The sequence below is a fragment of the Vibrio ostreae genome (assembly GCF_019226825.1).
In the GTDB taxonomy this organism is placed as follows: domain Bacteria; phylum Pseudomonadota; class Gammaproteobacteria; order Enterobacterales; family Vibrionaceae; genus Vibrio; species Vibrio ostreae.
Map to the genome: position 1 here is coordinate 3,203,988 of NZ_CP076643.1, position 26,263 is coordinate 3,230,250.

The 26,263-nt window shown below is 52.7% G+C and carries 19 protein-coding genes and 1 pseudogene; 15 read left to right on the plus strand and 5 right to left on the minus strand.

Annotated features, from left to right (window positions below; genetic code table 11):
* The first annotated feature begins 228 nt into the window (after nt 1-228).
* The 7 genes from lepA (at nt 229) to acpS (ending at nt 6,629) form a co-directional block, all read left to right on the plus strand.
* The gene (gene lepA / locus KNV97_RS20985; protein ID WP_136486019.1) at nt 229-2,022 is read left to right on the plus strand and encodes a translation elongation factor 4; all 1,794 of its coding nucleotides are present in this window, start codon (nt 229-231) and stop codon (nt 2,020-2,022) included.
* A 93-nt stretch (nt 2,023-2,115) separates the two neighbouring features.
* Nucleotides 2,116-3,012: a signal peptidase I gene (gene lepB, locus KNV97_RS20990; protein ID WP_136486022.1), complete on the plus strand. Its 897-nt coding sequence runs from the start codon at nt 2,116-2,118 to the stop codon at nt 3,010-3,012.
* Nucleotides 3,013-3,047: 35 nt separating this feature from the next.
* Nucleotides 3,048-3,725, plus strand: a complete 678-nt coding sequence (gene rnc, locus KNV97_RS20995; protein WP_136486024.1) for a ribonuclease III — start codon at nt 3,048-3,050, stop codon at nt 3,723-3,725.
* Nucleotides 3,718-4,683, plus strand: a complete 966-nt coding sequence (gene era, locus KNV97_RS21000) for a GTPase Era (protein WP_136486026.1) — start codon at nt 3,718-3,720, stop codon at nt 4,681-4,683. The genes rnc and era overlap by 8 nt, the downstream gene beginning before the upstream one ends.
* A gap of 100 nt (nt 4,684-4,783) precedes the next feature.
* Complete coding sequence (gene recO, locus KNV97_RS21005) at nt 4,784-5,509, plus strand: DNA repair protein RecO (protein WP_218562692.1); 726 nt, start codon at nt 4,784-4,786, stop codon at nt 5,507-5,509.
* Nucleotides 5,506-6,237: a pyridoxine 5'-phosphate synthase gene (pdxJ, locus tag KNV97_RS21010; protein ID WP_136486030.1), complete on the plus strand. Its 732-nt coding sequence runs from the start codon at nt 5,506-5,508 to the stop codon at nt 6,235-6,237. The genes recO and pdxJ overlap by 4 nt, the downstream gene beginning before the upstream one ends.
* 14 nt (nt 6,238-6,251) lie before the next feature.
* Nucleotides 6,252-6,629 (plus strand): holo-ACP synthase, encoded by a 378-nt coding sequence (gene acpS / locus KNV97_RS21015; RefSeq protein ID WP_218562693.1) that lies wholly within the window; start codon nt 6,252-6,254, stop codon nt 6,627-6,629.
* 60 nt (nt 6,630-6,689) lie between these two features.
* Here acpS and barA read toward each other — a convergent pair whose 3' ends face one another.
* Complete coding sequence (gene barA / locus KNV97_RS21020; protein ID WP_168797027.1) at nt 6,690-9,488, minus strand: two-component sensor histidine kinase BarA; 2,799 nt, start codon at nt 9,486-9,488, stop codon at nt 6,690-6,692.
* 174 nt (nt 9,489-9,662) lie between these two features.
* On the opposite strand from barA, the gene rlmD reads away from it, so the two are divergent.
* The 5 genes and pseudogenes from rlmD (at nt 9,663) to eno (ending at nt 17,421) form a co-directional block, all read left to right on the plus strand.
* Complete coding sequence (gene rlmD, locus KNV97_RS21025) at nt 9,663-10,985, plus strand: 23S rRNA (uracil(1939)-C(5))-methyltransferase RlmD (protein ID WP_218562694.1); 1,323 nt, start codon at nt 9,663-9,665, stop codon at nt 10,983-10,985.
* A gap of 62 nt (nt 10,986-11,047) precedes the next feature.
* A pseudogene (gene relA, locus KNV97_RS21030) lies at nt 11,048-13,274 on the plus strand (GTP diphosphokinase).
* Nucleotides 13,275-13,409: 135 nt separating this feature from the next.
* The gene (gene mazG / locus KNV97_RS21035; RefSeq protein ID WP_218562695.1) at nt 13,410-14,219 is read left to right on the plus strand and encodes a nucleoside triphosphate pyrophosphohydrolase; all 810 of its coding nucleotides are present in this window, start codon (nt 13,410-13,412) and stop codon (nt 14,217-14,219) included.
* Nucleotides 14,220-14,404: 185 nt separating this feature from the next.
* Nucleotides 14,405-16,042 (plus strand): CTP synthase, encoded by a 1,638-nt coding sequence (locus tag KNV97_RS21040; protein WP_136486042.1) that lies wholly within the window; start codon nt 14,405-14,407, stop codon nt 16,040-16,042.
* A gap of 77 nt (nt 16,043-16,119) precedes the next feature.
* Entirely contained in the window at nt 16,120-17,421 is a 1,302-nt protein-coding gene (gene eno / locus KNV97_RS21045; RefSeq protein WP_136486044.1) for a phosphopyruvate hydratase, read from the plus strand.
* A 244-nt stretch (nt 17,422-17,665) separates the two neighbouring features.
* On the opposite strand, the gene KNV97_RS21050 is transcribed toward eno, so the two are convergent.
* The gene (locus KNV97_RS21050; protein ID WP_218562696.1) at nt 17,666-18,880 is read right to left on the minus strand and encodes a multifunctional CCA addition/repair protein; all 1,215 of its coding nucleotides are present in this window, start codon (nt 18,878-18,880) and stop codon (nt 17,666-17,668) included.
* A gap of 89 nt (nt 18,881-18,969) precedes the next feature.
* On the opposite strand from KNV97_RS21050, the gene KNV97_RS21055 reads away from it, so the two are divergent.
* Nucleotides 18,970-20,565 carry an ExeA family protein gene (locus KNV97_RS21055; protein WP_136486048.1) on the plus strand — a complete coding sequence of 532 codons (1,596 nt, stop codon included), beginning with the start codon at nt 18,970-18,972 and terminating at the stop codon, nt 20,563-20,565.
* On the plus strand, nt 20,565-21,416 hold the full coding sequence (locus tag KNV97_RS21060; protein WP_218562697.1) for a general secretion pathway protein GspB: 852 nt from the start codon (nt 20,565-20,567) through the stop codon (nt 21,414-21,416). The genes KNV97_RS21055 and KNV97_RS21060 overlap by 1 nt, the downstream gene beginning before the upstream one ends.
* Before the next feature lie 93 nt (nt 21,417-21,509).
* Here KNV97_RS21060 and KNV97_RS21065 read toward each other — a convergent pair whose 3' ends face one another.
* The 3 genes from KNV97_RS21065 to KNV97_RS21075 all read right to left on the minus strand — a co-directional run bounded on the left by KNV97_RS21065 (nt 21,510) and on the right by KNV97_RS21075 (nt 24,366).
* The gene (locus KNV97_RS21065; RefSeq protein ID WP_136486053.1) at nt 21,510-22,118 is read right to left on the minus strand and encodes a TIGR04211 family SH3 domain-containing protein; all 609 of its coding nucleotides are present in this window, start codon (nt 22,116-22,118) and stop codon (nt 21,510-21,512) included.
* Nucleotides 22,119-22,282: 164 nt separating this feature from the next.
* Entirely contained in the window at nt 22,283-23,542 is a 1,260-nt protein-coding gene (locus tag KNV97_RS21070) for an inorganic phosphate transporter (RefSeq protein WP_136486055.1), read from the minus strand.
* 143 nt (nt 23,543-23,685) lie between these two features.
* The gene (locus KNV97_RS21075) at nt 23,686-24,366 is read right to left on the minus strand and encodes a TIGR00153 family protein (protein WP_168797028.1); all 681 of its coding nucleotides are present in this window, start codon (nt 24,364-24,366) and stop codon (nt 23,686-23,688) included.
* Between the two features lie 205 nt (nt 24,367-24,571).
* Here KNV97_RS21075 and KNV97_RS21080 point away from each other — a divergent pair, with 205 nt between their 5' ends.
* Nucleotides 24,572-26,089, plus strand: coding sequence for a CYTH and CHAD domain-containing protein (locus KNV97_RS21080; protein ID WP_218562698.1), 1,518 nt, complete (start codon nt 24,572-24,574; stop codon nt 26,087-26,089).
* The last annotated feature ends 174 nt before the right edge of the window (nt 26,090-26,263 follow it).

Below are 26,263 nucleotides of genomic sequence, written 5' to 3' on the forward strand. Positions count from 1 at the left end.
TCCGTAAACAACCTTGGTCTGTTCACAACCTTGCCTCAGCGGGGATCACTTTGCTTGGCTGGCTTGCGACTATACCTGACTTAGCCTGCCGGGCTCGCGTTCATCTCATCCCAATTTATGATGCGAACCCCAACGAAATTGGGTAGAATCGGCCAACTTGAATGAAATGCCGCCAGCTGCGGTATTTCTTATGTCCTAATTTGCAAAGAGTTTAGTCATCCCAAACCTATGAAGCACATTCGTAACTTTTCGATTATCGCCCACATTGACCATGGCAAATCGACCCTGTCTGACCGTTTGATCCAAGTGTGTGGTGGATTAACCGACCGTGAAATGGCCGAGCAAGTTCTGGATTCCATGGACCTTGAACGTGAGCGTGGCATCACCATCAAAGCGCAGAGTGTGACTCTCGACTACAAAGCAAAAGATGGCGAAACCTATCAACTGAACTTTATCGACACTCCGGGGCACGTTGACTTCTCGTATGAAGTCTCGCGTTCACTGGCCGCCTGTGAAGGTGCGCTGCTGGTGGTCGATGCCGGTCAGGGTGTCGAAGCCCAGACTCTGGCTAACTGTTACACCGCGATTGAGATGGATCTGGAAGTTGTCCCCATCCTGAACAAAATCGACCTGCCGGCGGCAGAGCCTGAGCGTGTAGCCGAAGAGATTGAAGACATCGTCGGTATCGATGCTATCGATGCGGTGCGCTGTTCGGCCAAAACCGGCCTCGGCGTTGACGATGTGCTGGAAAAAATCGTCTCTGATATTCCGGCGCCAGTCGGCGACCCGGATGCACCACTGCAAGCTTTGATCATTGACTCCTGGTTCGATAACTACCTGGGCGTGGTTTCTCTGGTCCGGATTAAAAACGGCAAGCTGAAGAAAAACGACAAGATCAAAGTGATGAGTACCGGCCAGGTATGGGGCGTTGACCGTCTCGGGATCTTTACTCCCAAACAAGTCGACGGCACTGAACTGGAAACCGGTGAAGTGGGCTGGGTGGTGTGCGGTATTAAAGACATCCTCGGCGCGCCAGTCGGTGATACGCTGACGCTGGCCAAAAACGGCTGTGAAAAAGCCCTGCCAGGCTTTAAGAAAGTCAAACCTCAGGTTTACGCGGGTCTGTTCCCGGTATCTTCTGATGATTATGAAGCATTTCGTGATGCGCTGGGCAAACTGAGCCTGAATGACGCGTCACTGTTCTACGAGCCAGAAACGTCTGCGGCACTGGGCTTTGGTTTCCGTTGTGGCTTCCTTGGTATGCTGCACATGGAGATCATCCAGGAGCGTCTTGAGCGCGAGTACGATCTGGATCTGATCACCACCGCACCGACGGTAGTGTATGAAGTACTGAAAACCGACAACGAGATCATGTACGTTGACAGCCCGGCGAAACTGCCTGCTATCAATGATATCGAAGAAATTCGTGAGCCGATTGCCCGTTGTAACATCCTGGTACCGACAGAATACCTGGGTAACGTGATTACCCTGTGTGTGGAAAAACGCGGTACACAGGTCGACATGGTGTATCACGGTAATCAGGTCGCCCTGACTTACGATGTCCCTATGGCTGAAGTGGTCCTGGACTTCTTCGATCGTCTGAAATCGACTTCGCGCGGTTATGCGTCTCTGGATTACGGCTTCCAGCGCTTTGAAGCGTCAAGCATGGTTCGGGTTGACGTGTTGCTCAACGGCGACAAAGTAGACGCGCTGGCGATCATCACTCACAAAGATCAGTCCCAGACCCGTGGTCGTCTGCTGGTTGAGAAGATGAAAGAGTTCATTCCGCGCCAGATGTTTGATATCGCGATTCAGGCAGCGATCGGTAACCACATCATCGCCCGTTCAACCGTGAAACAGCTACGTAAGAACGTACTGGCGAAGTGTTACGGTGGTGACGTGAGTCGTAAGAAGAAGCTGTTGAAGAAACAGAAAGAAGGTAAGAAACGCATGAAGCAAATCGGTAACGTTGAGCTGCCGCAAGAAGCGTTCCTGGCCATTCTGCACGTTGGCAAAGACTAAACCTCGTCAGGGGATGTCTGGTAGATTGCATTAACTCTCAAGTGAAAGGGTCCCGGCTCTTTCACTTTCGTATTTTTTAGATAAGGGAAGTCAATGGCGAATACATTTTCACTCATTCTGGTCATCGTCACGCTTGTGACCGGTGTCATCTGGGCACTGGAGAAGTGGCTATGGGCGAAGAAACGGCACGCGAAAGTGGCGCAGCTGCAAAGTGAAACCAATGGTATTGATGCCAGTCTGACTGCCAAAATCCATCCGCAGCCATGGTGGGTAGAGAACTCGGTTTCTATCTTCCCGGTTATCGCTTTTGTCTTGGTGTTGCGCTCATTTATTTTTGAACCGTTTCAGATCCCGTCCGGTTCTATGATGCCAACCCTGCTGGTCGGCGATTTTATCCTGGTTGAGAAGTATGCCTACGGCCTGAAAGATCCGGTCTGGCGTACTCAGCTGCTGGAAACCGGCAAACCAGAGCGTGGCGATGTGGTGGTATTTAAATATCCGAAAAATCCGAGCATTGATTACATCAAGCGTGTGGTTGGTATGCCGGGCGATACGGTACGTTACAGCAGCACCAAAGAGGTGTGTATCCAGCCGCAGGGTCAGTCGCAATGTAAGCCGGTCAAGTTGTCGAACGTGGTGGAAAGTGAATTTATTCAGAATAATGTACCGCTGATCAAGCTCGACGAGCAGTTGGGTGACGTACAGCACAACATTCTGATTAACCCGCTGCGCATTGATAACGTCAACGAATATGAACCGCGTCACGGCGTGAATGAGTGGGTGGTTCCGCAGGGGCACTATTTTGTTATGGGTGATAACCGTGACAACAGTGCTGACAGCCGTTACTGGGGCTTTGTGCCAGAGCAGAACTTAGTCGGTAAAGCGGTGGCAATCTGGATCAGTTTTGAGTTCGAACGCTCAGCTGACAGTGTATTACCAGCGTGGATCCCAACCGGTGTGCGTTTTAATCGCATCGGAGCTATTAACTAGGTCGGCGCGCGCCGGCCACAACACATCGAGAGAGCATGAATTCTCCAATTAGTAGATTAGAAACTAAGCTCGGGTATCAGTTTAATGATCCCGAGTTTATCGCCCTGGCGCTGACTCACCGCAGCGCCAACGGTAAACACAATGAACGTCTTGAGTTTCTGGGCGATTCAATTTTAAGTTTTGTCATTGCTGACGATCTTTACCATCGTTTCCCGAAAGTAAACGAAGGCGACATGAGCCGTATGCGTGCCACTCTGGTGCGTGGTAATACGCTGGCAGAACTGGGTCGTGAATTCGACTTAGGAGATTACTTAAAATTAGGTCCAGGCGAGTTGAAGAGTGGCGGTTTCCGTCGTGATTCAATTCTGGCCGATGCCGTAGAAGCCATCATAGGCGCGATTTACCTCGATAGTGATATCGAAGTTGTGCGCGGTATTGTGCTGAGCTGGTATCAGTCGCGCCTGGACGCCATCAAACCGGGGGTTTCACAGAAAGACCCGAAAACGCGTCTGCAAGAGTTCCTGCAGGGCAGAAGAAAACCGCTGCCTGTCTACACAGTGACTAATATTAAAGGTGAAGCACACAACCAGGAGTTTACTGTGGCGTGTGACGTAGCAGGCATCGGACAGCCTGTGATCGGTAAAGGAACCAGCCGCCGCAAGGCAGAACAAGCGGCTGCGGAAACGGCACTAGAGCAATTAAGCAATGGCTGAGCAAGAATTTGATATTGATGCGTTCTTCGCATCCAGTGGTGAGCCAACCAGTTCACCAGACAACCAACACTGTGGCTTTATCGCCATCGTTGGCCGCCCGAACGTGGGCAAATCGACCCTGCTGAATAACCTGCTGGGCCAGAAGATTTCTATCACGTCGCGTAAGCCGCAGACGACGCGTCACCGTATCATGGGTGTTGAGACGGAAGGTGACTACCAGGCGATTTTCGTTGACACGCCGGGGCTGCACATCGAAGAGAAACGCGCCATCAACCGCCTGATGAACCGTGCTGCCAGCAGCTCACTGAGTGACGTGAACCTGGTGCTGTTTGTGGTGGAAGGGACGCACTGGACTGACGATGACGAAATGGTACTGACCAAGCTGAGAAATGCTAATTTCCCAGTGGTGCTGTGTGTCAATAAAGTCGATAACGTCAAAGACCGTAATGAAGTGATGCTGCACATGCAGGAGCTGTCTAAGCTGATGGATTTTGTTGATGTGGTGCCGATTTCGGCTAAGCACAGTAAAAACATTGATGTGCTGCGCAAACATGTGCGCGCGCACCTGCCAAAAGCGGTGCACCACTTCCCGGAAGAGTATGTGACCGACCGTTCACAGCGTTTCATGGCATCAGAGATCATTCGTGAGAAACTGATGCGCTTTACCGGTGACGAACTGCCGTATTCGGTCACGGTGGAAATCGAACGTTTCGATTACAACCCGGACAACGACGGTTTCCATATCAACGCCCTGATCCTGGTCGAACGTATCGGTCAGAAGAAAATGGTGATTGGTAACAAGGGTGAAAAGATCAAAACCATCGGCCGTGAAGCCCGCCTCGATATGGAAGAGCTGTTCGGACGTAAGGTGTATCTGGAAACCTGGGTGAAAGTCAAATCCGGCTGGGCCGACGATGAACGTGCGCTGCGTTCACTCGGTTACATCGACGACCTGTAATCGTTTCTGCACTGGCTCCTTTGGGAGCCAGTGTGCTCTTATCCCGTCTTATTCATAAGCTCCCGCGCATCTGTTCGCGCTTTCAGAGGGTTGACCACCAATGTCAGAGGGTTTACAACGCTGTTTTGTCCTTCATCGACGTCCTTACAGTGAGTCGAGCCTGATTCTGGATGTGTTCAGCGAAGAATATGGTCGCCTGACCCTGATCGCCAAAGGCGCGCGCAGCAAACGTTCCAATCTAAAAGGTGCGCTGCAGCCGTTTACTCCCTTACTGCTCAAATGGTCCGGCAACAGCTCGATGAAAACCCTGCGCCAGGCCGAAGCCATCAGTCTTGGCCTGCCGCTGCATGGTATCCATCTCTATTCAGCCATGTATGTTAACGAGCTGATCGGGCGAGTATTGGCGCCGGAAGTGCCGTTTCCCGGCCTGTTTCATGACTATCTACTGGTCCTGACTGAGCTGGCACAGAGTGACAATCCCGAGCCGGCGCTGCGCCGCTTTGAACTCGCCTTGTTGTCCAATATGGGCTACGGCGTCGATTTCCTGCATTGCGCCGGTAGCGGTGAGCCGGTCGACCCAGATATGACTTATCGTTATCGTGAGCAAAAAGGCTTTATTGCTTCGGTGCGGCGCGATAATCTGACTTTTGCCGGTAATGAGCTGATTGCCATCAGTGAACGGCGCTTTACCACCAAAGAGCAGCTGCAGGCGGCAAAACGCTTTACACGCATTGCCTTAAAGCCGTATCTTGGCGGCAAACCTTTAAAAAGCCGGGAGTTGTTTCGGCAAGTCCTTCAACCCAGAGCACGGAGTATAGGAAAATGAGCTCAATTCTTTTAGGTGTGAATATCGACCACGTGGCCACTTTGCGTAACGCGCGCGGCACCAAGTATCCGGATCCTGTCCATGCCGCCGAGATCGCAGAGCGCGCTGGCGCTGATGGCATCACCATTCACCTGCGAGAAGATCGTCGCCATATCCTTGACCGTGATGTACGCATTCTGCGTGAAACGATTCAGACCCGTATGAACCTGGAGATGGCCGTCACAGATGAAATGGTTGAAATTGCGTTGCAAACCCAGCCGGAGTTTGTCTGTCTGGTGCCGGAGAAGCGGGAAGAACTGACCACAGAAGGTGGCCTGAACGTTGTGGGTCAGCTGGAAAAAGTTAAAGCCGCGACTCACAAGTTGAGCCAGGCAGGAATTAAAGTGTCGCTGTTTATCGATGCTGATCGCGAACAGATTGATGCCGCAAAAGCCTGTGGCGCGCCGTTTATCGAGCTGCACACCGGCCATTATGCCGATGCTGAAAACGAAGCTGAGCAGCAGAGTGAACTGAAGAAAATCGCAGCAGCAGCGAGCTATGCTGCCGATCAGGGCATCACGGTGAATGCCGGTCACGGTCTGACTTACCACAACGTAGCCGCGATCGCTGCGATCCCGGAAATTTATGAACTCAACATCGGTCACTCGATCATCGGGCGTGCGGTGTTTGATGGCCTGGCAAAAGCTGTCGCGGATATGAAAGCCGTGATGGAAGCGGCACGCCGTTAATTCCGGTATTTAGCATGATTGTTGGTTTAGGGACGGATATTGCGGAAATCGCGCGCATCGAGCAGGTGTTGGCCCGCAGCGGGACGGCATTTGCGGCGCGCATTCTGACGCCGCAGGAGCTGGCGTTGTTCGCGGCGCGCAAACAGCAGAGCCGTTTTCTCGCTAAGCGTTTTGCCGCCAAAGAAGCCGCATCAAAAGCGCTCGGTACCGGGATTGCTGGCGGGGTCAGTTTTCAGGATTTCATCATCAGTAATGATGAGCTGGGTAAACCTGTGCTGAGCCTGCAGGGTAAAGCCGCCGAGCTGGCTGCAGGCGCAGGTGTCACCGCGCTGCATCTGTCGATTTCTGATGAACGTCATTACGCGGTGGCGACCGTTATTCTTGAATCCTGAGCTGAACGCGGCTGAGCGGTGAATAAAAAGAGGTGCCTTTGTGGCACCTCTTTTTATTTGTTAGCCCTGCTGCAGATACGGCTGGGCAGTGACAATCACTTTTTCCATCTCGTCCTGCAACTCGAACAGCTCGGGTTCGACGTCACTGATGCTGGCACCGGAGCGCAGAGTCTGTTCCAGCGTCGCACATACTTTCTTGAGGCGTGGCACGCCGCTGTAGGAGCAACTGCCGTGCAGTTTGTGCACGTGATGCAACAGGTCGGCAATCGGGTACTCGTCATCCTGCAACGCCATATCGATCACCTGGTTGATTTCCGGAATCGAGTCAACCAGCATGCCTAACATCTCACGCGCCAGATCTTCTTTGTTGGCGGCTTGTTTGAGCGCGGCCTGCCAGTCGACAATGATGTTATTGTGCTGCGGTTCGCCTGTGGCAGGCTGAGTCACCTGTTCAAACGCCGTCGGATCCGGCAGATCGAGCTTATGTACGTTTTGCAGCAGTGAATCCGGGCTCCAGTGCACCAGCACCTGCTGCAGGATATGTTCCTCAATTGGTTTGGTCAGGTAGTCGTCCATGCCCGCTTTGAGCAGGCGATCACGCTCACCAGGCATGGCATGCGCTGTGACTGCGATGACAGGTGTGGTCTGGTTGAGCTCAATTTTTTTGATCTCTTTACACGCGGTGACCCCGTCCATGTGCGGCATCTGAATGTCCATCAGGATAATATCGAAATGACGCTGGCGCGCCTGGTCAATGGCACTCTGGCCATTATCACAGGCGACCACACTGTCGACCCGCTCCTGCAGCAGGGCGGTGATCAGTTTCAGGTTGGCCGGGTTATCATCGACCGCCATCACGGTCAGCGGCAGCTTGTCTTCATGCACTACCGGCAATGGCAGCGGTGCTTCAATGACGGCAGGCTGATGGGCAATCAGGGTCTGCAGCAGTTTCTTACGCGACAGCGGCTTGGTAATACATTGCACCGGATACTGCTTCATCAGTTGATCGGCCAGCGCCAGCTCGGTACTCGGTGTCCCTATGATCACGTGGGACGTCATCGCCGTGGCACGTTGTACCCACTGATGAACCAGTTCCAGATTGGTCTCTGTGCTTGGTGACAGGTTGAGCAGGACATAATCGAAATGATCCGACTCTTCCGGCATGGCTGAGCGGTAGGTCACCGCAACCCCGGCCTGAACCAGTTGTTGCTGCACAATCGAGGCGGCCTGCATGTTCGGCTCGACCAGCAGCAGCTGTTTGGTGCTCAGCACTTGCGGATCCAGCCAGTCGCTCATCGGCATATCCGTGATGTGCAGGCGCAGGGTGAACCAGAAGGTGGACCCCTGGTGCAGACGACTGGTGAGACTGATCTCGCCGCCCATCTGGCTGACCAGCTTCTGGGTGATGACCAGCCCCAGGCCGGTACCGCCATAACGACGTGAAATGCTGGCGTCAGCCTGACTGAACGCCTGGAACAGCTGGGCCTGCTGGCGCTCGGAAATACCGATACCGGTATCGCGCACCATAAACTGCAGCTCGACCAGATCGTCACGCTGAGAGCGCATCTCGACGCTGATATCGATATTGCCGCGCTCGGTAAATTTGATGGAGTTACCGACCAGGTTGGTCAGGACCTGCTGGATCCGCAGCGGGTCACCGACCAGACCGGCCGGGATCTTAGGATCTACTTTGAGGGTGATTTCCAGCCCTTTTTCATGGGCGCTGGTGGCCTGCAGGTTGACCACTTCTTCCAGAGTTTCCTGGAACTCGAACGGAATGTTCTCCAGGGCCAGTTTACCGGCTTCCAGTTTGGAGAAGTCGAGAATGTCGTTGATGATTTTCAGCAGGTTGTTGGCCGATTTCTCAATCGTTTGCAAGTAGTCAGCCTGGCTGTTGGTGAGCTGGGTTTTCAGCATCTGACGGGTAAAGCCGATCACGCCGTTGAGCGGGGTACGCAGTTCATGGGACATATTGGCCAGGAACTCAGACTTGACCCGCGCCGCTTCCTGGGCGCGTTTTTTGGCGATATCCAGTTCGACGTTCTGGATTTCGAGCTGCTCCAGGGTTTCGCGCAGGTCCGACGTTGCCTGGTCGATACTGTGCTGCATCTCGACATGGTATTCCGACAGCGACACGGCCATCGCGTTGATGCCTTTTTTCAGCGAATCGAGTTCGCCGTGCATGGTGCCTTCAATCCGCACATCGAGGTGACCGCGGCGGATACGGTCGACCATGTTTTTCATATGCGTGATTGGCCGGGTGACGTCATGCATCAGGCGGAATGCGAATACTCCGGACAGGATCAGGCCCATGATCAGCACCAGACAGGCCGAAAAAATTTCCTGATACTGCTGCAGTCGCAATGAGGAGAGATCGAGCTCAATCGCGATATAGCCAAGCACTGGTGTGGACTGGGCGTTGAGCGAATCTTCCACCAGGCGGCTTTCGGCCAGAATCGGCGTTCGCAGGATCAGGGTGTTGTCGTCCAGTTCCGCACTGCTCAGCACCGGGATCGGTTCATTTTTCGGATACATCAGTGCTTCGAAATTGGGATGAAAGTTGGAGGTGACAAACAGTTCATGCCGGGCATCAAACACGGCAATACTGCGCACAAACTTAGAGTTTTTGCGATGGGCATAGCTGATGATGCGGCGCACCGATTCGCGGCTCTGGTTTTTCAGCGCCTCTTCACTGGCGATCGCCAGCGGTTCGATGATGCTGGCACCGGCATTTTGTACCTGGGTCTCCAAATCGTGATAACGGTTAAAGGAGAATAATGCGCTGAGCAGCAGCCCGATTATCAGCGTCGGGGCTAAAGTAAGAGTAATTACGCGCGCACGTAAGCCATATCTGGTCATTATTGTCTAAACATCGTGGTGTGGATATGGGAAAATACCCGGCAAACATGATTGGCGGATTTTTCAGAATAGCGGTTAGCTTAATTCAAGTACGGCAGCTTCGACAATCTTCCCCGGGCAGAATAGTGATTCCGGGGTAAAAACCTTCTTATAAATCACACTTGGGCACAGAGCATGGCACGTTTTTTCCAACCGAAGAAAAAGACCACACTTAATCAGAAACATCAGGCGGTCAGTGTGACTAAGCTGGATCACCAGGGCGCAGGGATCGCTTTTCAGGATAACAAGCCGGTGTTTATCGACGGGGCTTTGCCGGGGGAAGAGGTGCTGATGCAGCTCACGGAGAGCAAAAGTAAATTTGCCCGGGCCAAGCTGATTAAAGTGCTTAAACCGAGTGGTGAGCGGGTGGAGCCTTTCTGCCCGCACTATGGCGAATGCGGCGGCTGCGATTTGCAGCATCTGGCGCACAGCGCGCAAATTGAACATAAACAGCAAGCGCTGAGTCAACTGATGGCAAAGTTTGCCGGTCAGACCCTTGCACTCTCCGCGCCGGTTTGTTGTGATGATCAGGGCTACCGCCGCCGTGCGCGCCTCAGCCTGCTGTGGGATAAAAAGTCCTCCCAGCTGCAGTTTGGTTTCCGCCGCAAACAGAGCAAAAATATTGTCACTGTCACTGACTGTGCAGTGCTTGAGCCGAGCCTGAATGCTCTGCTGCCTGAACTGAAAACCCTGTTGAGTGATTTTGCCCGCCCGGATCAGCTCGGTCACGTTGAACTGGTGAAAGGTGACAACACCCGCGTGCTGGTGCTGCGTCATCTTGCGCCACTGGCGAAGGCCGATATGGCTGCGTTGAGCGGCTTTGCCGAGCAGCACGCTCTGACCCTGTATCTGATGCCGGCCAGTGATGAGCTGAAATTGATCTGCGGCCCTGAGGCTGAATATCTCGAAGCCGGGGTGACGATTCCGTTCTTACCGAGTCATTTTATTCAGGTCAACCAGCAGGTTAACCAGGCGATGGTCAAGCAGGCGCTGAGCTGGCTGGATGTGCAGCCGCAAGACCGGGTGCTGGATCTGTTCTGTGGTCTGGGCAACTTCAGCCTGCCGCTGGCCAAGCTTGCCAAAGAAGTGGTCGGGGTTGAAGGTGTGGATGATATGGTGCGTCATGCGCAGAGTAATGCCGCACGCAACCAGATTAGTAATACTGACTTTTATCAGGCTAATTTGGAACAAGATATGACGAATGAGGCGTGGGCAGGGGAAAAATTTGCTAAAGTACTGCTCGACCCGGCACGAGCGGGGGCTGCCGGCATTGTCGAACAGTTGGCCCGACTTGGCGCCCAGCGTGTGGTTTACGTCTCGTGTAATCCTGCTACGCTTGCTCGTGACAGTCAAAGCTTGCTGAGTCAGGGATACCAGTTGGTTAAACTGGGCATGCTGGATATGTTTCCGCATACCAGTCACCTCGAATCCATGGCTTTGTTTGTAAAAAATCGGTAAGTGGTGTTCTTGCAATAGCGTCAGAACACCCGACCACAAAATATAACTATTAGGATAATCTCATGGTTGCGGTACGTAGCGCACACTTAAACCCAGACGAACAGTTTGAGCTAGAAAAATGGATTTCTAGTTTACAACAAGAGCCCAAAACAGCGGCCAGACTGACCGAAGTGTATCGCCAGTGCGAACACCTGCTGGTGGGTAATCCGCGCGGGCATCTGCTGTTGTGGCGTGGTCGCGAAATGATCGAAATACTGAGCACGCTGTCGATGGACCGACCGACGCTGATAGCGGCTCTGTTATTCCCTATCGCGACCAGCGGCTTACTGGATCGCGAAGAGCTGGAAGAGCATGCCGGTAAAGAGATCGTCAAGCTGATTCACGGTGTGGAAGAGATGGCGGCGATTGGCCAGCTCAATATCACCATGCAAGGCAGTGAGGCTTCGGCCCAGGTCGATAACGTGCGGCGCATGTTGCTGGCTATGGTGGATGACTTCCGCTGCGTGGTCATCAAGCTGGCTGAACGTATCTGCAACCTGCGGGAAGTGAAAGATCAGCCGGACGAGGTGCGCCGCACCGCCGCAAAAAGAGTGTGCCAATATCTACGCACCGCTGGCCAACCGGTTGGGTATCGGTCAGCTGAAGTGGGAAATTGAAGACTACGCTTTCCGCTACCAGCAACCGGATACCTATAAGCAGATTGCGAAACAGCTTTCTGAGCGCCGCATCGTGCGTGAGCAGTATATCCGTGATTTCGTTGATGACCTGCGTCAGGAGATGAAAGCGTCCAGCATCAACGCCGAAGTGAGCGGTCGTCCTAAACATATCTACAGCATCTGGCGCAAGATGCAGAAGAAAAACCTGGCGTTTGATGAACTGTTTGATGTACGCGCGGTGCGCATCATCGCCGACAAACTGCAGGACTGCTACGCCGCACTGGGCGTGGTGCACACTAAATACAAACACCTGCCGAGCGAGTTTGATGACTATGTCGCCAACCCGAAACCGAATGGCTACCAGTCGATCCACACGGTGATTCTGGGCCCGGAAGGCAAAACCATCGAAATCCAGATCCGTACCAAGCAGATGCACGAAGAGTCAGAGCTTGGCGTGGCGGCACACTGGAAATACAAAGAAGGCAGCGGCGGTGGTCGCAGCGGCTACGATGAGAAAATCACCTGGCTGCGTAAGCTGCTTGACTGGCAGGAAGAGATGTCCGATTCCGGTGAAATGCTGGATGAACTGCGCAGTCAGGTGTTTGATGATCGCGTGTACGCCTTTACTCCGCGTGGTGATGTGGTCGATCTGCCGATGGGAGCCACTCCGCTCGATTTTGCTTACCACATTCACTCGGAAGTGGGCCATCGCTGCATCGGTGCCAAAGTGGCCGGTCGTATTGTGCCGTTTACCCATAAACTGCACATGGGCGATCAGGTGGAAATCATCACGGCCAAAGAGCCGAACCCGTCCCGTGACTGGCTGAACCCGTCACTGGGCTTTGTCCACTCCGGCCGAGCGCGGGCGAAGATCAACGCCTGGTTCCGTAAGCAGAGCCGCGAGAAGAACCTCGAAGCCGGGCGCGAGATCCTCGAGACCGAACTGGCCAAGATCGGTGCGACCTTAAAAGATGCTGAAGCCTATGCGCTGAAACGTTTTAACGTCAACACGGCGGATGAGCTGTACGTCGGGGTTGGCAGCGGTGACCTGCGGATTAACCAGATTGTTAACCACATTAATGCGCTGGTAAACAAACCGACCGCGGAAGAAGAAGACAAGCTGGCGCTGGAAAAACTGCAGGTTGGGGAAAGCAAAGTCGCTCACGCTCACCATCGCCCGCATAAAGATGCCGTCGTGGTGGAAGGGGTCGATAACCTGATGACCCATCTGGCGCGGTGCTGTCAGCCGATCCCGGGCGATGTCATCAAGGGATATATCACCCAGGGGCGCGGTATTTCCGTGCACCGCAGTGATTGTGAGCAGCTCGAAGAGCTCAGCCATCACGCCCCGGAGCGCATCATAGATACGGTATGGGGGCGCGGCTTTGTCGGCACTTATTACCTAACTCTGCGCGTCGAAGCGATGGAGCGCAGCGGTCTTTTGAAAGACATCACGACCTTGCTGACCAACGAGAAAGTGAAAGTGACCACCATGAAAAGCCGCAGCGATTACAAGCGTCAGATGGTGGTGATGGACTTTGAGCTCGAACTGAACAGTGTTGAAGTGCTGGATCGGGTCTCGAAGCGGATTGAACAGATCAAAGATGTGATGCTGGTGAAACGCCTCGGCTAACAGGCTGATGAGATAAATCAGTTTCAGACATTGAAGGCGAGTGGTGATGCTGCTCGCCTTTATTATTTGGTCAGGGAAATAGTTGGTCAAGGAAATCGTTGATCAGGAAAATATTTTATCAAGGAAATGCCTCATATGAGCCATCCAATCGAACAGCTTGAACGTATCATGGCCAGCCTGCGCGACCCGCACAGTGGCTGCCCGTGGGATAAGGAACAGACTTTTGACAGTGTTGTGCCGCACACCATTGAAGAGACTTTTGAAGTGGTGGATGCGATTCACCAGCAGGACTGGCCCAACCTCAAAGAAGAGCTAGGCGATCTGCTGTTTCAGGTGATTTTTTACAGCCAGCTCGCCAAAGAGCAGGGCTTGTTTGAGTTTCATGACGTGGTGGACGGTGTGAACGAAAAGCTGACCCGCCGCCATCCGCATGTGTTCGGCGATGCCCGCTTCACGACAGAACAAGAGCTGAATGCCAACTGGGACGCGCAGAAAGCGCAGGAAAAAGCCCGGGCGGGCAAAAGTGAGCAAAGTATTCTAGACTCAATACCACAATCGCTGCCGGCCCTGTCTCAGGCCAATAAAATTCAGAAAAAATGCGCCAAATATGGCTTTGACTGGCCGACGCTCGGTCCGGTGGTGGCCAAGGTGCATGAAGAGATTGATGAAGTGATGGCGGAAGCGCTGCATGTCGATATTGATGAGCAGAAAGTGGAAGAAGAGCTGGGCGATCTGCTGTTTGCTACCGTCAATCTGGTGCGCCATTTGGGTAAGGATCCGGAAGTGGCTCTGCGCAAAGCCAACCATAAGTTTGTGCGCCGTTTTAAGGGCGTAGAAGCTCAGGTGGCCGGGCAGGGGAAACAGCTGCAACAGTGTTCACTGCAAGAGCTGGACGCGATGTGGGATGAAGTAAAAAAGCAGGAAAAAACGACTGACGGGCGATGATTCAGTCAATTTACAGCGAGGAAATTGCCACGAAACGAAATCCTGTTCAGTCAGTTTGATTTGAAGCAAAAAATAAAAAACTGAGTGTGATAGATTTCACGTTGTGGCGATAAATGGGTTCTGGTATAGTTTCGTCCCGTCCAGAAGAAATCCATTTCCCTCATTCAACCAATTTCAGGTTAAACATGACGACAAATTATATTTTTGTTACTGGCGGGGTTGTATCCTCTCTAGGTAAAGGTATTGCGGCAGCATCCCTTGCGGCGATTTTAGAAGCTCGTGGTCTTAAAGTGACCATGATGAAGCTTGACCCTTACATCAACGTTGACCCAGGCACAATGAGCCCAACTCAACACGGTGAAGTGTTCGTCACGGAAGATGGCGCAGAAACTGACCTAGACCTTGGTCACTACGAACGTTTTATTCGTACCAAAATGACCAAGCGCAATAACTTCACCGCAGGTCGTGTTTACGCCGACGTTCTTCGTAAAGAACGCCGTGGCGACTACCTGGGTGCAACCATTCAGGTTATCCCTCATATTACTAACGCGATTAAAGATCGTGTGATTGCCGGCTCTGAAGGCCACGATGTTGCGATCGTCGAGGTAGGCGGTACCGTTGGTGATATCGAATCGCTGCCATTCATGGAAGCGATCCGTCAGCTGGCGATCGAAGTGGGTCGTGAACACGCGATGTTCATGCACCTGACTCTGGTTCCTTACCTGGCAGCGGCTGGCGAAGTGAAAACCAAGCCGACCCAACACTCTGTGAAAGAACTTCTGTCGATTGGTATCCAGCCAGACATTCTGGTGTGCCGCAGCGATCGCATGATCCCGGCCAACGAGCGTAAGAAGATTGCTCTGTTCTGTAACGTATCAGAAAAAGCCGTTATCTCAATGAAGGACGTAGATTCGATCTACAAGATCCCTCAGCTGATCCGTGCTCAGGGGCTGGATGATCTGGTTTGTAACCGTTTCGGTATCAATGCGCCGGAAGCTGACCTGTCTGAATGGGAACAGGTGATTTACGAAGAAGCAAATCCGACTGACGAAGTCACCATCGGTATGGTAGGTAAATACACTGAGCTGCCAGATGCGTACAAGTCTGTTAACGAAGCGCTTAAGCATGCCGGCCTGAAGAACCGTCTGAGCGTCAGCATCAAATACGTTGATTCACAAGACATCGAAACCAAAGGTGTTGAGATCCTAGAAGGCCTTGACGCTATCCTGGTACCAGGTGGTTTCGGTGACCGTGGTATTGAAGGCAAGATCCGTGCGGCGCAGTACGCACGTGAAAACGAAATTCCGTACCTGGGCATCTGTCTGGGTATGCAGGTTGCACTGATCGAATACGCGCGTAACGTTGCGGGTATGGAAGGTGCACACTCGACCGAATTTAACCAAGACACCAAATACCCAGTGGTTGGCCTGATCACTGAATGGGTAGACAGCGAAGGTAACGTCGAAGAGCGTACTGAAGCGTCAGATTTGGGTGGTACGATGCGTCTGGGTTCACAACTGTGTCACCTGGCGGAAGGTTCTAAAGCGTACGAGATGTACGGTAGCGCGACGATTCACGAACGTCACCGTCACCGTTACGAAGTGAACAACAACCTTCGTCCACAAATTGAAAAAGCAGGTCTGAAAGTGTCTGGCTTGTCTGCGGACAAGAAACTGGTAGAAGTAATTGAGAACCCGGCGCACCCATGGTTCGTAGCGGCTCAGTTCCACCCAGAATTCACCTCAACGCCTCGCGATGGTCACCCATTGTTTGAAGGCTTTGTAAAAGCTGCAGGTCAGTTCCAGCGCGGTGAATTGAAGTAAAAGGATACGGGTAGCGGCGTAAGTTGTGCGGCTACCCTTTTAGTTTTGACATTTAAATTCAATGAGAGGAAACATTAATGTCTAAGATCGTTAAAGTTCTAGGTCGTGAAATCATCGACTCACGTGGTAACCCAACTGTTGAAGCTGAAGTACACCTGGAAGGCGGTTTCGTAGGTATGGCAGCTGCTCCATCTGGTGCATCTACTGGTTCTCGTGAAGCTCTTGAGCTACGTGATGGCGACAAATCTCGTTTCCTGGGTAAAGGCGTTCTTAAAGCAGTTGGCGCAGTAAACGGCGCAATCGCTGACGCACTAGTTGGTAAAGATGCTAAAGATCAAGCAGCTATCGACCAAGTGATGATCGACCTGGACGGCACTGAAAACAAATCTAACTTCGGTGCGAACGCTATCCTGGCTGTTTCTCTGGCGAACGCGAAAGCAGCTGCTGCAGCGAAAGGCATGCCTCTGTACGAGCACATCGCTGAACTGAACGGCACTCCTGGTCAATTCTCTATGCCTCTGCCTATGATGAACATCATCAACGGTGGTGAGCACGCAGACAACAACGTTGATATCCAAGAATTCATGATTCAACCAGTTGGCGCGAAAACTCTGAAAGAAGCACTGCGTATCGGTGCTGAAGTGTTCCACAACCTGGCTAAAGTACTGAAAGCTAAAGGTCTGAACACTGCAGTTGGTGATGAAGGCGGTTTCGCTCCTAACCTGGAGTCTAACGCAGCAGCACTAGCAGCAATCAAAGAAGCGGTTGAGCAAGCGGGCTACGTTCTGGGTAAAGACGTGACTCTGGCTATGGACTGTGCAGCTTCTGAGTTCTACAACAAAGAACAAGGTATCTACGACCTGAAAGGCGAAGGTAAAACCTTCACTTCAGAAGAGTTCTCTAAGTACCTGGAAAGCCTGGTTGCAGAATACCCAATCGTTTCTATCGAAGACGGTCTGGACGAGTCTGACTGGGACGGCTTCAAGTTCCAAACTGAACTGCTGGGCGGCAAAATCCAGCTGGTTGGTGACGATCTGTTCGTAACTAACACTAAGATCCTAAAAGAAGGTATCGAGAAAGGCGTAGCGAACTCTATCCTGATCAAGTTCAACCAGATCGGTTCTCTGACTGAAACTCTGGCTGCTATCAAGATGGCTAAAGATGCAGGCTACACTGCCGTTATCTCTCACCGCAGCGGTGAAACTGAAGATGCCACTATCGCTGACCTGGCGGTAGGTACTGCAGCAGGCCAAATCAAAACTGGTTCTATGAGCCGTTCTGACCGCGTTGCTAAGTACAACCAACTGATCCGTATCGAAGAAGCGCTGGGTGAACGTGCTCCTTTCAACGGTCTGAAAGAAGTGAAAGGCCAAGCTTAATCTTAAGCTGAGCTCAAACGCTTAATAAAGCCCCGCAGTGCGGGGCTTTTTGCGTTGTATGGGGTGGTTATTCTTGGTTGAGAGCAAGACAAGAGAGCGATTGTGCGGAATAAGAACGCTATTCGGCAGAATAACAAAACAGTTCGTCGGTAGAATAACAAACCAATTCGTCGGTAGGATAAGCAAGTAAGCCGGCAGCTCGTTCTAACCAACCGCTCGACACCAGAGCTGACCTTAACGCTGGTTAGCCGGCATTCTGAATTGCAATCACCCGCCGTTTATCCAGTTCGTCACGAATTGCTGGCCCTTTATGGCCATCCCGAATCACCTGCTGCACATCCACCGCTTTGGCGGCCACATAGGCGCGCAGTAAAATATCGCGCTGCGGATACGGTTTGTCTTCCAGTCCGAGACGGCCGCGATGATCCGCTTCACAGCACAGCAACACCTCATCCAGGCGATCCGGTTTACGCCAGACATCGAGACGATTGAAAATTTTCAGTTTAGTCGCGGCTTTGAGCTCGGCGGCACGATGGACATTGGAGTGCTGGGCACATACCGCCAGCGCCAGATCGCGGTAGTCGTTCGGCACCCTTACCCGGGCACATAACTGCTCGATCAGTTTCAGGCCGGTGTGACAATGCAGCTTATGGCTCGGCCACTCTTTTTGTGGTGTCACCCCTTTACCCAAATCATGCACCTGGGCGGCAAAGCGCACCGGCAACGCTTCTGACAGACGTGCTGCCTGCTCGGCGACCATCAGGGTATGAACACCGGTATCAATTTCCGGATGCCATTTTTCCGGTTGCGGCACGCCAAACAGGGCATCGAGTTCCGGCAGTACCACAGCCAGAGCTCCGCAGTCACGCAGTACCTGAAGAAAGACCTGCGGGCTTTGGGTCGACAGGGATTTATGCCACTCCTGCCACACCCGCTCCGGAGTCAGGTGAGTGAGCTCACCGCTGGCGCTGATGGTCTGCATCAAAGCCAGTGTCTCGGGCGCCACCTGAAAACCAAGGTGAGCCAGTTTGGCCGCAAAGCGAGCCACGCGCAACACGCGCAGCGGATCCTCGACAAACGCCGCTGAGACATGCCGCAGCAGGCGCTGCTCAATATCGCGCTGGCCGCCATAGGGATCAATGATGGTGCCGTCTGTATCCTGAGCCATGGCATTGATGGTCAGATCGCGGCGCTGCAGATCCTCTTCCAGCGTCACATCCGGCGCATAGTGGCAGGCAAAACCGGTATAGCCGCGGCCGGTTTTACGTTCGGTACGCGCCAGCGCATGTTCTTGTTTGGTCCGCGGATGCAGAAAGACCGGGAAGTCTTTGCCGACCGCCTGAAACCCGGCTTGTTGCATTTGTTGCGGGCTGCTGCCCACCACCACCCAGTCTTTGTCATATACTGGAAGCTGAAGCAGCTGATCGCGGACAGCGCCGCCAACGAGATAAATTTGCACCACCAGACCTCAATATTTACGTTTATTGCGTTGGATAATCATAGTCATAATGATACTTTGCGCCTAACCACATTCAAAGAGACGACATCATGTATCCAGAATTTTTTGGCCTGATCGAACATCCTTTTTCCATCGTGCCTAATTCTCGGTATCTGTACCTCAGCCAGCGCCATAAAGAGGCCATGGCTCATCTGCAGTCAGGGCTGGGGGATGGCGGTGGTTTTGCCATGCTGACCGGTGAAGTGGGGACGGGTAAAACCACAGTCGCGAAGGCGATTCTGGCCGGCTTACCCGCCCATACCCGGGCCGGATTTATTCTCAACCCGACCTTCTCAGAGCGTGAACTGCTGGAAGCCATTTGTGATGAATTTGCTATTCAGTATCCGGCTCAGGCGACGCTGAAACAGCTCAGCCAGGTGTTGTATCAGTTTCTGCTCAATGAATATGCCAACGGCATTCAGGTTCTGCTGGTGATTGATGAGGCGCAGCACCTGGCACCGGATGTGCTGGAGCAGTTGCGCCTGCTCACTAACCTGGAGACCGAGAGCCGTAAGCTGCTTAAAGTACTGCTGATTGGCCAGCCAGAGCTGCAGTTTAAATTGCAACTGCCGCAGTTGCGCCAGCTCGCGCAGCGTATCACCGGGCGCTATCATCTGCTGCCACTCGATGAGAGTGAAACGGCGCACTACATTCGTTTTCGCCTCCAGCAGGCCGGAGGGGACGGTAATCTGTTTTCTGCGCGCGGGGCGAAATGGATAGCCCAGCAAACCCATGGTATTCCGCGTCTGATTAACCTCGCCTGCGATGCGGCATTAAAGAATGCCTACCAGGCTGGCGAGCGCAATATCAATCTGGAGCGGGTCAAACAGGCCTGTACCCAGGTGATGAGTTTCCAGTCGACCGTTTACCAGCCGCAGAGTGCACCTCAGGCGCGCCGTTTCCCTCTCGCTGGTGTGATGTCAGCTCTGGTCGGTATCGGGGCCGCGGCCGCGATTGCTTACTGGCTGCCGCCACTGATTAGCCAGCAGATAGAGCAGCAGTGGCCGTTACCGGCACCTGCTGAGGCCGCTCAGCAGGCCGTTTTTCCACAGACAGTTGAAGATGCGTTACGCCAGTCCACAGACCGTGAGCAGGCGGTGAGAGCGTTATACGCAGTGTGGGGTTATGAAGCATCGGTGATCGAAAGTTTCTGTCAACGCTCGGCGTCTTCACTACTGGAATGTGAGCAGAATATGGGCGACTGGAGCACTCTGGAGCAGCTCGATTTGCCGGTGGTGCTGACCTTAAGTCTGCGCGGTTTGCGCACTTATGCCGTGCTGTATCATCTGCAGGGCCAGCAGGTTGATCTGCTTATCAATCAGCAGCGCGTGCGCCTGGATCGCAAATGGATTGAGCCGCTGTGGCAGGGCGAATATCGGGTGGTGTGGCAGCCGTCTTTCTATCAGACGCTGCGCAGCGGGATGCGCGGCGATGATATCACCTTACTGGACCAGAAGTTATCTCGCCTGCTCGGCGAGCCGCAGCGCCGCAATGTGGTACTGTTTGATAAAGAGGTAAAACGCAAAGTGGAAGTATTTCAGCGCTGGCAAAATATGCAGGTGGACGGGATTGCCGGACGACAGACTCTGCGTCAGCTTGATTTGATGACGCAGCAGGACGGGCCGCGGCTGATGGAGGCGCAGTAATGTCACAAGTGATGAAAGCGCTACAGCGCTCAGAGGCCAGCCATCAGCAATACAGCGCCCAGGCCGCGCAGATGATGTTGCCGGATACCGCCCATCGGCAGCGTGGTTTTCGCTGGTATCATGCTTTGTGGCTGCTGGTACCGGGCATTGTCACTGCTGTGGTGGTCGCGGTGCAGAGTTATCAGCATCAGCAGGCGCGAATCGCGGCGCTTGGGGATGTCGGCCCAAGTGTGGTCCAGGTGCCAGCCAGTGTCGAACAGCTTGATTATCCGGATTTCGGTCCGCTGGCACGCAGCGAAGTTGAAGTGCCCGAGTTTGACCAATCAGCCGCTGACGAACTGATGGCAAGTGAGTCCGTAGGAGCCAATCAGCCGGCAGAGGCTGTGCCGGTTGCCTTAGCGTCTGCTGCTAATCAGGTTCCGCTTGCCAGCAATAGTCGTCGTCTGACTGCGGCGCAAAGTGAGGCTGAGATGGACCGTCAGAACCAGCAGGCGCTGCGTTCACTCGACCTCAGTCAGTTATCGCCGCAGATGGCAGCACGGGTTGAATCGGTTCTGCAGCAGGACGACACAGCCGCAGCGCAGCAAAACGAGCATCATGACGAAGATGCGATTGCCCTGGTTCAGCACAGCAATGAGTTCAGTGGTTATCTGCCGGCGATGAACTTCCAGACTCATGTTTATGCCAGTAACGCGGTTAAACGCTGGATTAAAGTTAACGGGGTGGAATATCAGGAAGGGGATAAGATTTTCGATAATGTGCAGCTGGTGGCGATTAAGCCGCAAAGCACGATTATCCTGTTTGGCCAGCAACCCATAGAGATCCCGGCACTGTACGACTGGCGCGGTTGATGGCGCGCCTATACCAACAGTATAAAAATACACGGTCAAGATAAAAAAACGGTCACTGCAGAGTGACCGTTTTTTATCTCATGATGTTGGCACTTAAGCCCAGCCAGCCGGGTTGCGTTTACGGCGCGGAATAATGTGTGGCAGGATAAGACCCAGCAGCAGGCCGATACCAGCGACACCACCACCGTACATAAAGTACTTCAGCAGCAGGTCTTCTTTCTGGGTATCCAGTTTGGCGCGCAGTTCACGGACTTCGCTCTGCGAGGTGGTCAGCTGTTTGCTGATGTCGCTGTAGTTCTTTTCCAGCTCCGCAATTTGTTTATTGCGAATTTCCAGTGAATCGACCAGGCCGGCTTTTTCACTGTCGGCGGTCTGACGTGCGTTAGCCAGCTTGCTTTTCACTTCAGTCAGCTCTTTTTCCAGCTGAGGCAGGCGAACCGCCATACTGACATCACGAGTAATAAAGCGGCTTTCTACCCAGCCGGTACGTCCACGCTCGTCGACGATTTGGCTGAACTCAGTCTCTTTATTCTGGCTAACTAATTTCACTTTCTCACCGGCATCGACACTACCGATAATTCGATACTGGTTACTAGGACCTGAATGCATGTAGGTAAATAGTTTGTCCGCGATATAGCGGTCTTGTGCAAACGTTGGTGCGGCCAACATGGAAAATAGCACCATGCAGATCAGTTTTTTCACGGTAAATCCCTTGTTATGACGAGTTTGGCGTGGGTAGCCATTGTGTTTAACTGTCGATAGTAAGAATTTTCATTAAGCGGTGCAACAAAGAAGGGAGGCAAAGCCTCCCTTTCTGTGCGTTTGAGTCAATAATGACAAAGCGCTTACAAACGTCTGACTGGCGTTTAGCCGAACACGCCCTGAATCGCGTAGAAGAAGACGACTGCCAGCAGGGCGCCTGCCGGTAGCGTTACGATCCAAGATGCTACAATGTTGCGAACCACACCCAGGTTCAGAGCAGCGATACCACGGGCAAAACCGACCCCGAGAACTGCACCCACCAGAGTCTGAGTGGTTGAGATGGGTAAGCCGGTACCTGAAGCCAGAACCACAGTCGAAGCGGTTGCCAGCTGTGCGGCAAAGCCGCGGCTAGGAGTCAGTTCTGTGATGCCTGTTCCCACAGTTGCCATCACTTTATGGCCCAGAGTTGCCAGACCCACCACGATACCAAAACCACCCAGCGGTAGAATCCACCATGCAATCGTGCTTTTCGCCCCCACTTCACCCAGGCTGGTGACGGTGGTGACTACCGCAGATAGCGGACCAATCGCGTTGGCGACATCGTTAGAGCCGTGCGCGAATGCCATCGCACAGGCAGTGATAACCATCAGAACGCTGAAGATACTCTCTACGCCGGCAAAACTATGGTCGTCATCACGGTTGGCAAAGCGTTTCTTGATGTAAAAATAGCCGCCGACCATGACGATAGCCGAAACCGCCGCCGCAGATAACCAGGCTTCAGTGCCGGTCAGGTGCAGGCCAACGTGTTTGAGGCCCTTTTTGATGGTCACCAGTGCAATCACCATAGTAGTGATAAACATGTATACCGGCACAAAACGTTTCGCATTAATCAGCGGATCTTCGGTATCGAAAATCAGGCGTTGGGCGCTGACAAAAATAATATAAGCAAACACCCCGGCGATAATCGGTGTAATGATCCAGCTACCGACAATGCCTTGCACTGAGTGCCAGTCAACCGCTTCTGTACCCACAGACACACAGGCAAAACCAATGATGGCACCGATAATTGAGTGGGTGGTGGATACTGGCCAGCCCATGTACGAGGCAAGCAGCAGCCAGGTACCGGCGGCCAGCAGTGCTGACATCATGCCGTAGACCAGAACTTCTGGCTGACTGGCAAACAGAGAAGTTTCGATAACGCCCTTACGGATCGTTTCGGTCACTTCACCACCCGCCAGGTACGCACCGGCGAATTCAAAGATCATCGCGATAATGATGGCTTGTTTTACCGTTAGCGCTTTGGAGCCAACGGAGGTGCCCATTGCATTCGCAACGTCATTTGCACCAATACCTATCGCCATTAAAAAACCGAAGATCGCCGCAACAATAATCAGGATAGTGCCGTAGTTCGCAAGGATATCCATCGTAATACCTAGTTGTTTATAACAAGCGGAGCGGATTCGAATCGCGCTTTTCAGGCACGAGTTGACCCCTTCAGCGAGGAAATACTCTACGCCTAATCCATGGTGTTCGAATACTGCTCTTAGTTATGTGTTTACTTTATGATTTAAGAACGAGATAGCATCAGTTCCAGACGAGCGCCTACACGCTGAGCCTGGTCGGCGATGCCGCCTACCCATTCAAAGATTTTGTACAAGAACATGACATCGATAGGGTTCATACCAGATTCGAGCGCGAGCAGTTGCTGACGCAGACGGATCTGCATGGCATCGGTATCATCTTCAATCACATCCAGTTGGTGGATCATTTCAGCCACTAGCGTGACTTCACGACCTTTAAAGCCGGTTTCCAACAACTCATCGAGCTCATTGATGACCTTTTGTGCCTGGTTTGCAGCATCAAGACAGCGGCGCACGTAAGCAATAAAGTTTTCTTGAAGAGGCTCTGGAATTTGGAGTTGACGACCGTAGACACGGCCTGCGATGTCCTTCGCAAGGTTGGCCAGTTTGTCTTGTTGAGTCAAAAGCTCCAGCATGTCGGTACGATCGACAGGCAAAAACAAACCGCGAGGAAGTTTAAGGCGAATTTCGCGTTTTAACACATCAGCTTCTTTCTCAAGATGAGAAATCTGTGCACGGATTTCACCGGCTTTCTCCCAGTCACCTTTCGCACAAACTTCGAAGAAGTTGACCAGATGAGAGCAGCATTCATTCACACACACGACGTGGCGTTGCAAAGGCTTAATAGGGGACTTTGCAAATAACCCCATGATTGTATTTAGTGGCATGGTCATTCAACCTAATAGCTATAACCTATAAAGAACATACACCATTGTATGGCGAAATGTTGAACGTTGGCTATAAAGGCGCGCATGGTAACCCATTAAGTTATGCATTTAAACTGTTTTAGATCATGTGATGGCGGATATTTGTCACTTGCTCAGTCGCCGATTAGGCAATATCCTGTCGCTATCTGCTGCGAAAGGTATAACTATGGAAACCGAGATAGAACTGAAGTTTTTTGTTTCTCCAGAATTTTCAGAGGTTTTACTAGAAAAAATTTCTGAAACCAAAGTACTTCAGCATCGTTGTCGTGAGTTAGGAAACACCTATTTTGACTCGCCTGACAACTGGTTGCGTCAACACGATATTGGACTTCGTATCCGCCGTTTTGATGATGTGTATGTGCAAACGGTAAAAACCGCCGGGCGTGTGGTGGCCGGTTTGCACCAGCGTCCAGAATACAACGCTGAACATAACAGCAATGACCCCGATTTATCCCTTCACCCTGCTGATATCTGGCCAGAGAATCGTGATATTGCGACGTTGCAGTCGCAACTGGTGGCTCTGTTCTCCACTAATTTTAACCGCGAACAATGGTTGATCGGCATGCCGGATGGCAGCCAGATTGAAGTGGCGTTTGACCAGGGGCTGGTAATTGCCGGTGACAGTGAAGACCCGATTTGTGAGGTGGAACTGGAGCTGAAATCCGGTCAGACCGATGCGCTGTTTACTCTGGCCCGTCAGCTGTGTGACCAGGGCGGTATGCGCCTTGGCAACCTGAGTAAAGCGGCGCGTGGTTACCGTCTGGCCGCGGGCTACCAGGGCGATGAAGTTAAACCGCTCAGCCTGGTCAACACTCAGGCACAAGACACGGTTGAGACCTGCTTTATCCAGTCCCTCGAGCATGCGTTATCGCACTGGCATTACCATGAACAGATCTACACTGAACGGGACTCGGTCGAGGCGCTGCATGAAATCAGCCACGCGATCAGCTTTATTCGCCAGGTGCTGGCAGTGTTCGGCGGGATTGTGCCGCGCCGTGCCAGTGCTATCCTGCGCCAGGAATTAAAATGGCTGGAAGGTGAGCTGAGCTGGCTCAAACAATACGACTACCTCGAGGAGCTGCTGGAAGATAAAGGTTATGCTTTGCGTAAGCTTGATGCACGCAAGTTCCTGATAAGCGAACTCAAACAGTTGCAGCAGGCTCTGCCGCAACGGGACGAGATCCTTAAGCTGCTCAATTCTGCCCGTTACACCGGTGTATTACTCGACTTAAGCCGCTGGATTCTGACCCGAGGCTGGCAGCCATTCCTGGACGAAAAAGCGCGCGACAAAATGGCGCTCAATGTCCATCACTTCTCAGTCAAGCAACTGGAACGTACCTGGGTCGAGCTGCTGGAAGCGTTTCCGCCTGAGCGTCAGCTGTCGAGCCAGGAATATATCGATCAGCAATATCGTCTGATGCGCAGTCTGTATACCGGCATCAGTTTTGCCGCACTGTTCGATGAAGAAGAGCGTCAGGCATTTCGGATGCCATGGGCTGACTTGCTGCATGGTATTGATGACCTGCTGACCCTCAAGCCGCTTGAGGGATTGGTTGAAAAACTGGCCCAGGAAGAGCGTGAGCAATTGCAGCGCTGGCTGATCCGGCAGGAAAACTCGATTCTGCACGCCATGGAACAGACCCGGATTATCGGGGTTGAAACGCCACCATACTGGCGTGATTAAGCGGATGTGAACCTCATCAGCAAAAACAAGAAGGGATGCCTATGGCATCCCTTCTTGTTTTGTGTATCTGAGCAGAGTTTTACGCGTCTGAGCCGGTTATTGTTACTACAGTTGGTCTGTTGTCAGCCGATAGAGTGTTCAGGGCGGGATAAAATCGTGTGCGATCACAATACA

Bases quoted from the DNA above. Each gene is read 5' to 3' on its own strand.
- eno (WP_136486044.1), top strand. From the start codon at position 16,120: ATGTCTAAGATCGTTAAAGTTCTAGGTCGTGAAATCATCGACTCACGT.
- barA (WP_168797027.1), bottom strand. From the start codon at position 9,488: ATGACCAGATATGGCTTACGTGCGCGCGTAATTACTCTTACTTTAGCC.
- recO (WP_218562692.1), top strand. From the start codon at position 4,784: ATGTCAGAGGGTTTACAACGCTGTTTTGTCCTTCATCGACGTCCTTAC.
- era (WP_136486026.1), top strand. From the start codon at position 3,718: ATGGCTGAGCAAGAATTTGATATTGATGCGTTCTTCGCATCCAGTGGT.
- acpS (WP_218562693.1), top strand. From the start codon at position 6,252: ATGATTGTTGGTTTAGGGACGGATATTGCGGAAATCGCGCGCATCGAG.
- rlmD (WP_218562694.1), top strand. From the start codon at position 9,663: ATGGCACGTTTTTTCCAACCGAAGAAAAAGACCACACTTAATCAGAAA.
- rnc (WP_136486024.1), top strand. From the start codon at position 3,048: ATGAATTCTCCAATTAGTAGATTAGAAACTAAGCTCGGGTATCAGTTT.
- pdxJ (WP_136486030.1), top strand. From the start codon at position 5,506: ATGAGCTCAATTCTTTTAGGTGTGAATATCGACCACGTGGCCACTTTG.
- lepA (WP_136486019.1), top strand. From the start codon at position 229: ATGAAGCACATTCGTAACTTTTCGATTATCGCCCACATTGACCATGGC.
- KNV97_RS21040 (WP_136486042.1), top strand. From the start codon at position 14,405: ATGACGACAAATTATATTTTTGTTACTGGCGGGGTTGTATCCTCTCTA.
- KNV97_RS21070 (WP_136486055.1), bottom strand. From the start codon at position 23,542: ATGGATATCCTTGCGAACTACGGCACTATCCTGATTATTGTTGCGGCG.
- KNV97_RS21060 (WP_218562697.1), top strand. From the start codon at position 20,565: ATGTCACAAGTGATGAAAGCGCTACAGCGCTCAGAGGCCAGCCATCAG.
- mazG (WP_218562695.1), top strand. From the start codon at position 13,410: ATGAGCCATCCAATCGAACAGCTTGAACGTATCATGGCCAGCCTGCGC.
- lepB (WP_136486022.1), top strand. From the start codon at position 2,116: ATGGCGAATACATTTTCACTCATTCTGGTCATCGTCACGCTTGTGACC.
- KNV97_RS21080 (WP_218562698.1), top strand. From the start codon at position 24,572: ATGGAAACCGAGATAGAACTGAAGTTTTTTGTTTCTCCAGAATTTTCA.
- KNV97_RS21055 (WP_136486048.1), top strand. From the start codon at position 18,970: ATGTATCCAGAATTTTTTGGCCTGATCGAACATCCTTTTTCCATCGTG.
- KNV97_RS21075 (WP_168797028.1), bottom strand. From the start codon at position 24,366: ATGCCACTAAATACAATCATGGGGTTATTTGCAAAGTCCCCTATTAAG.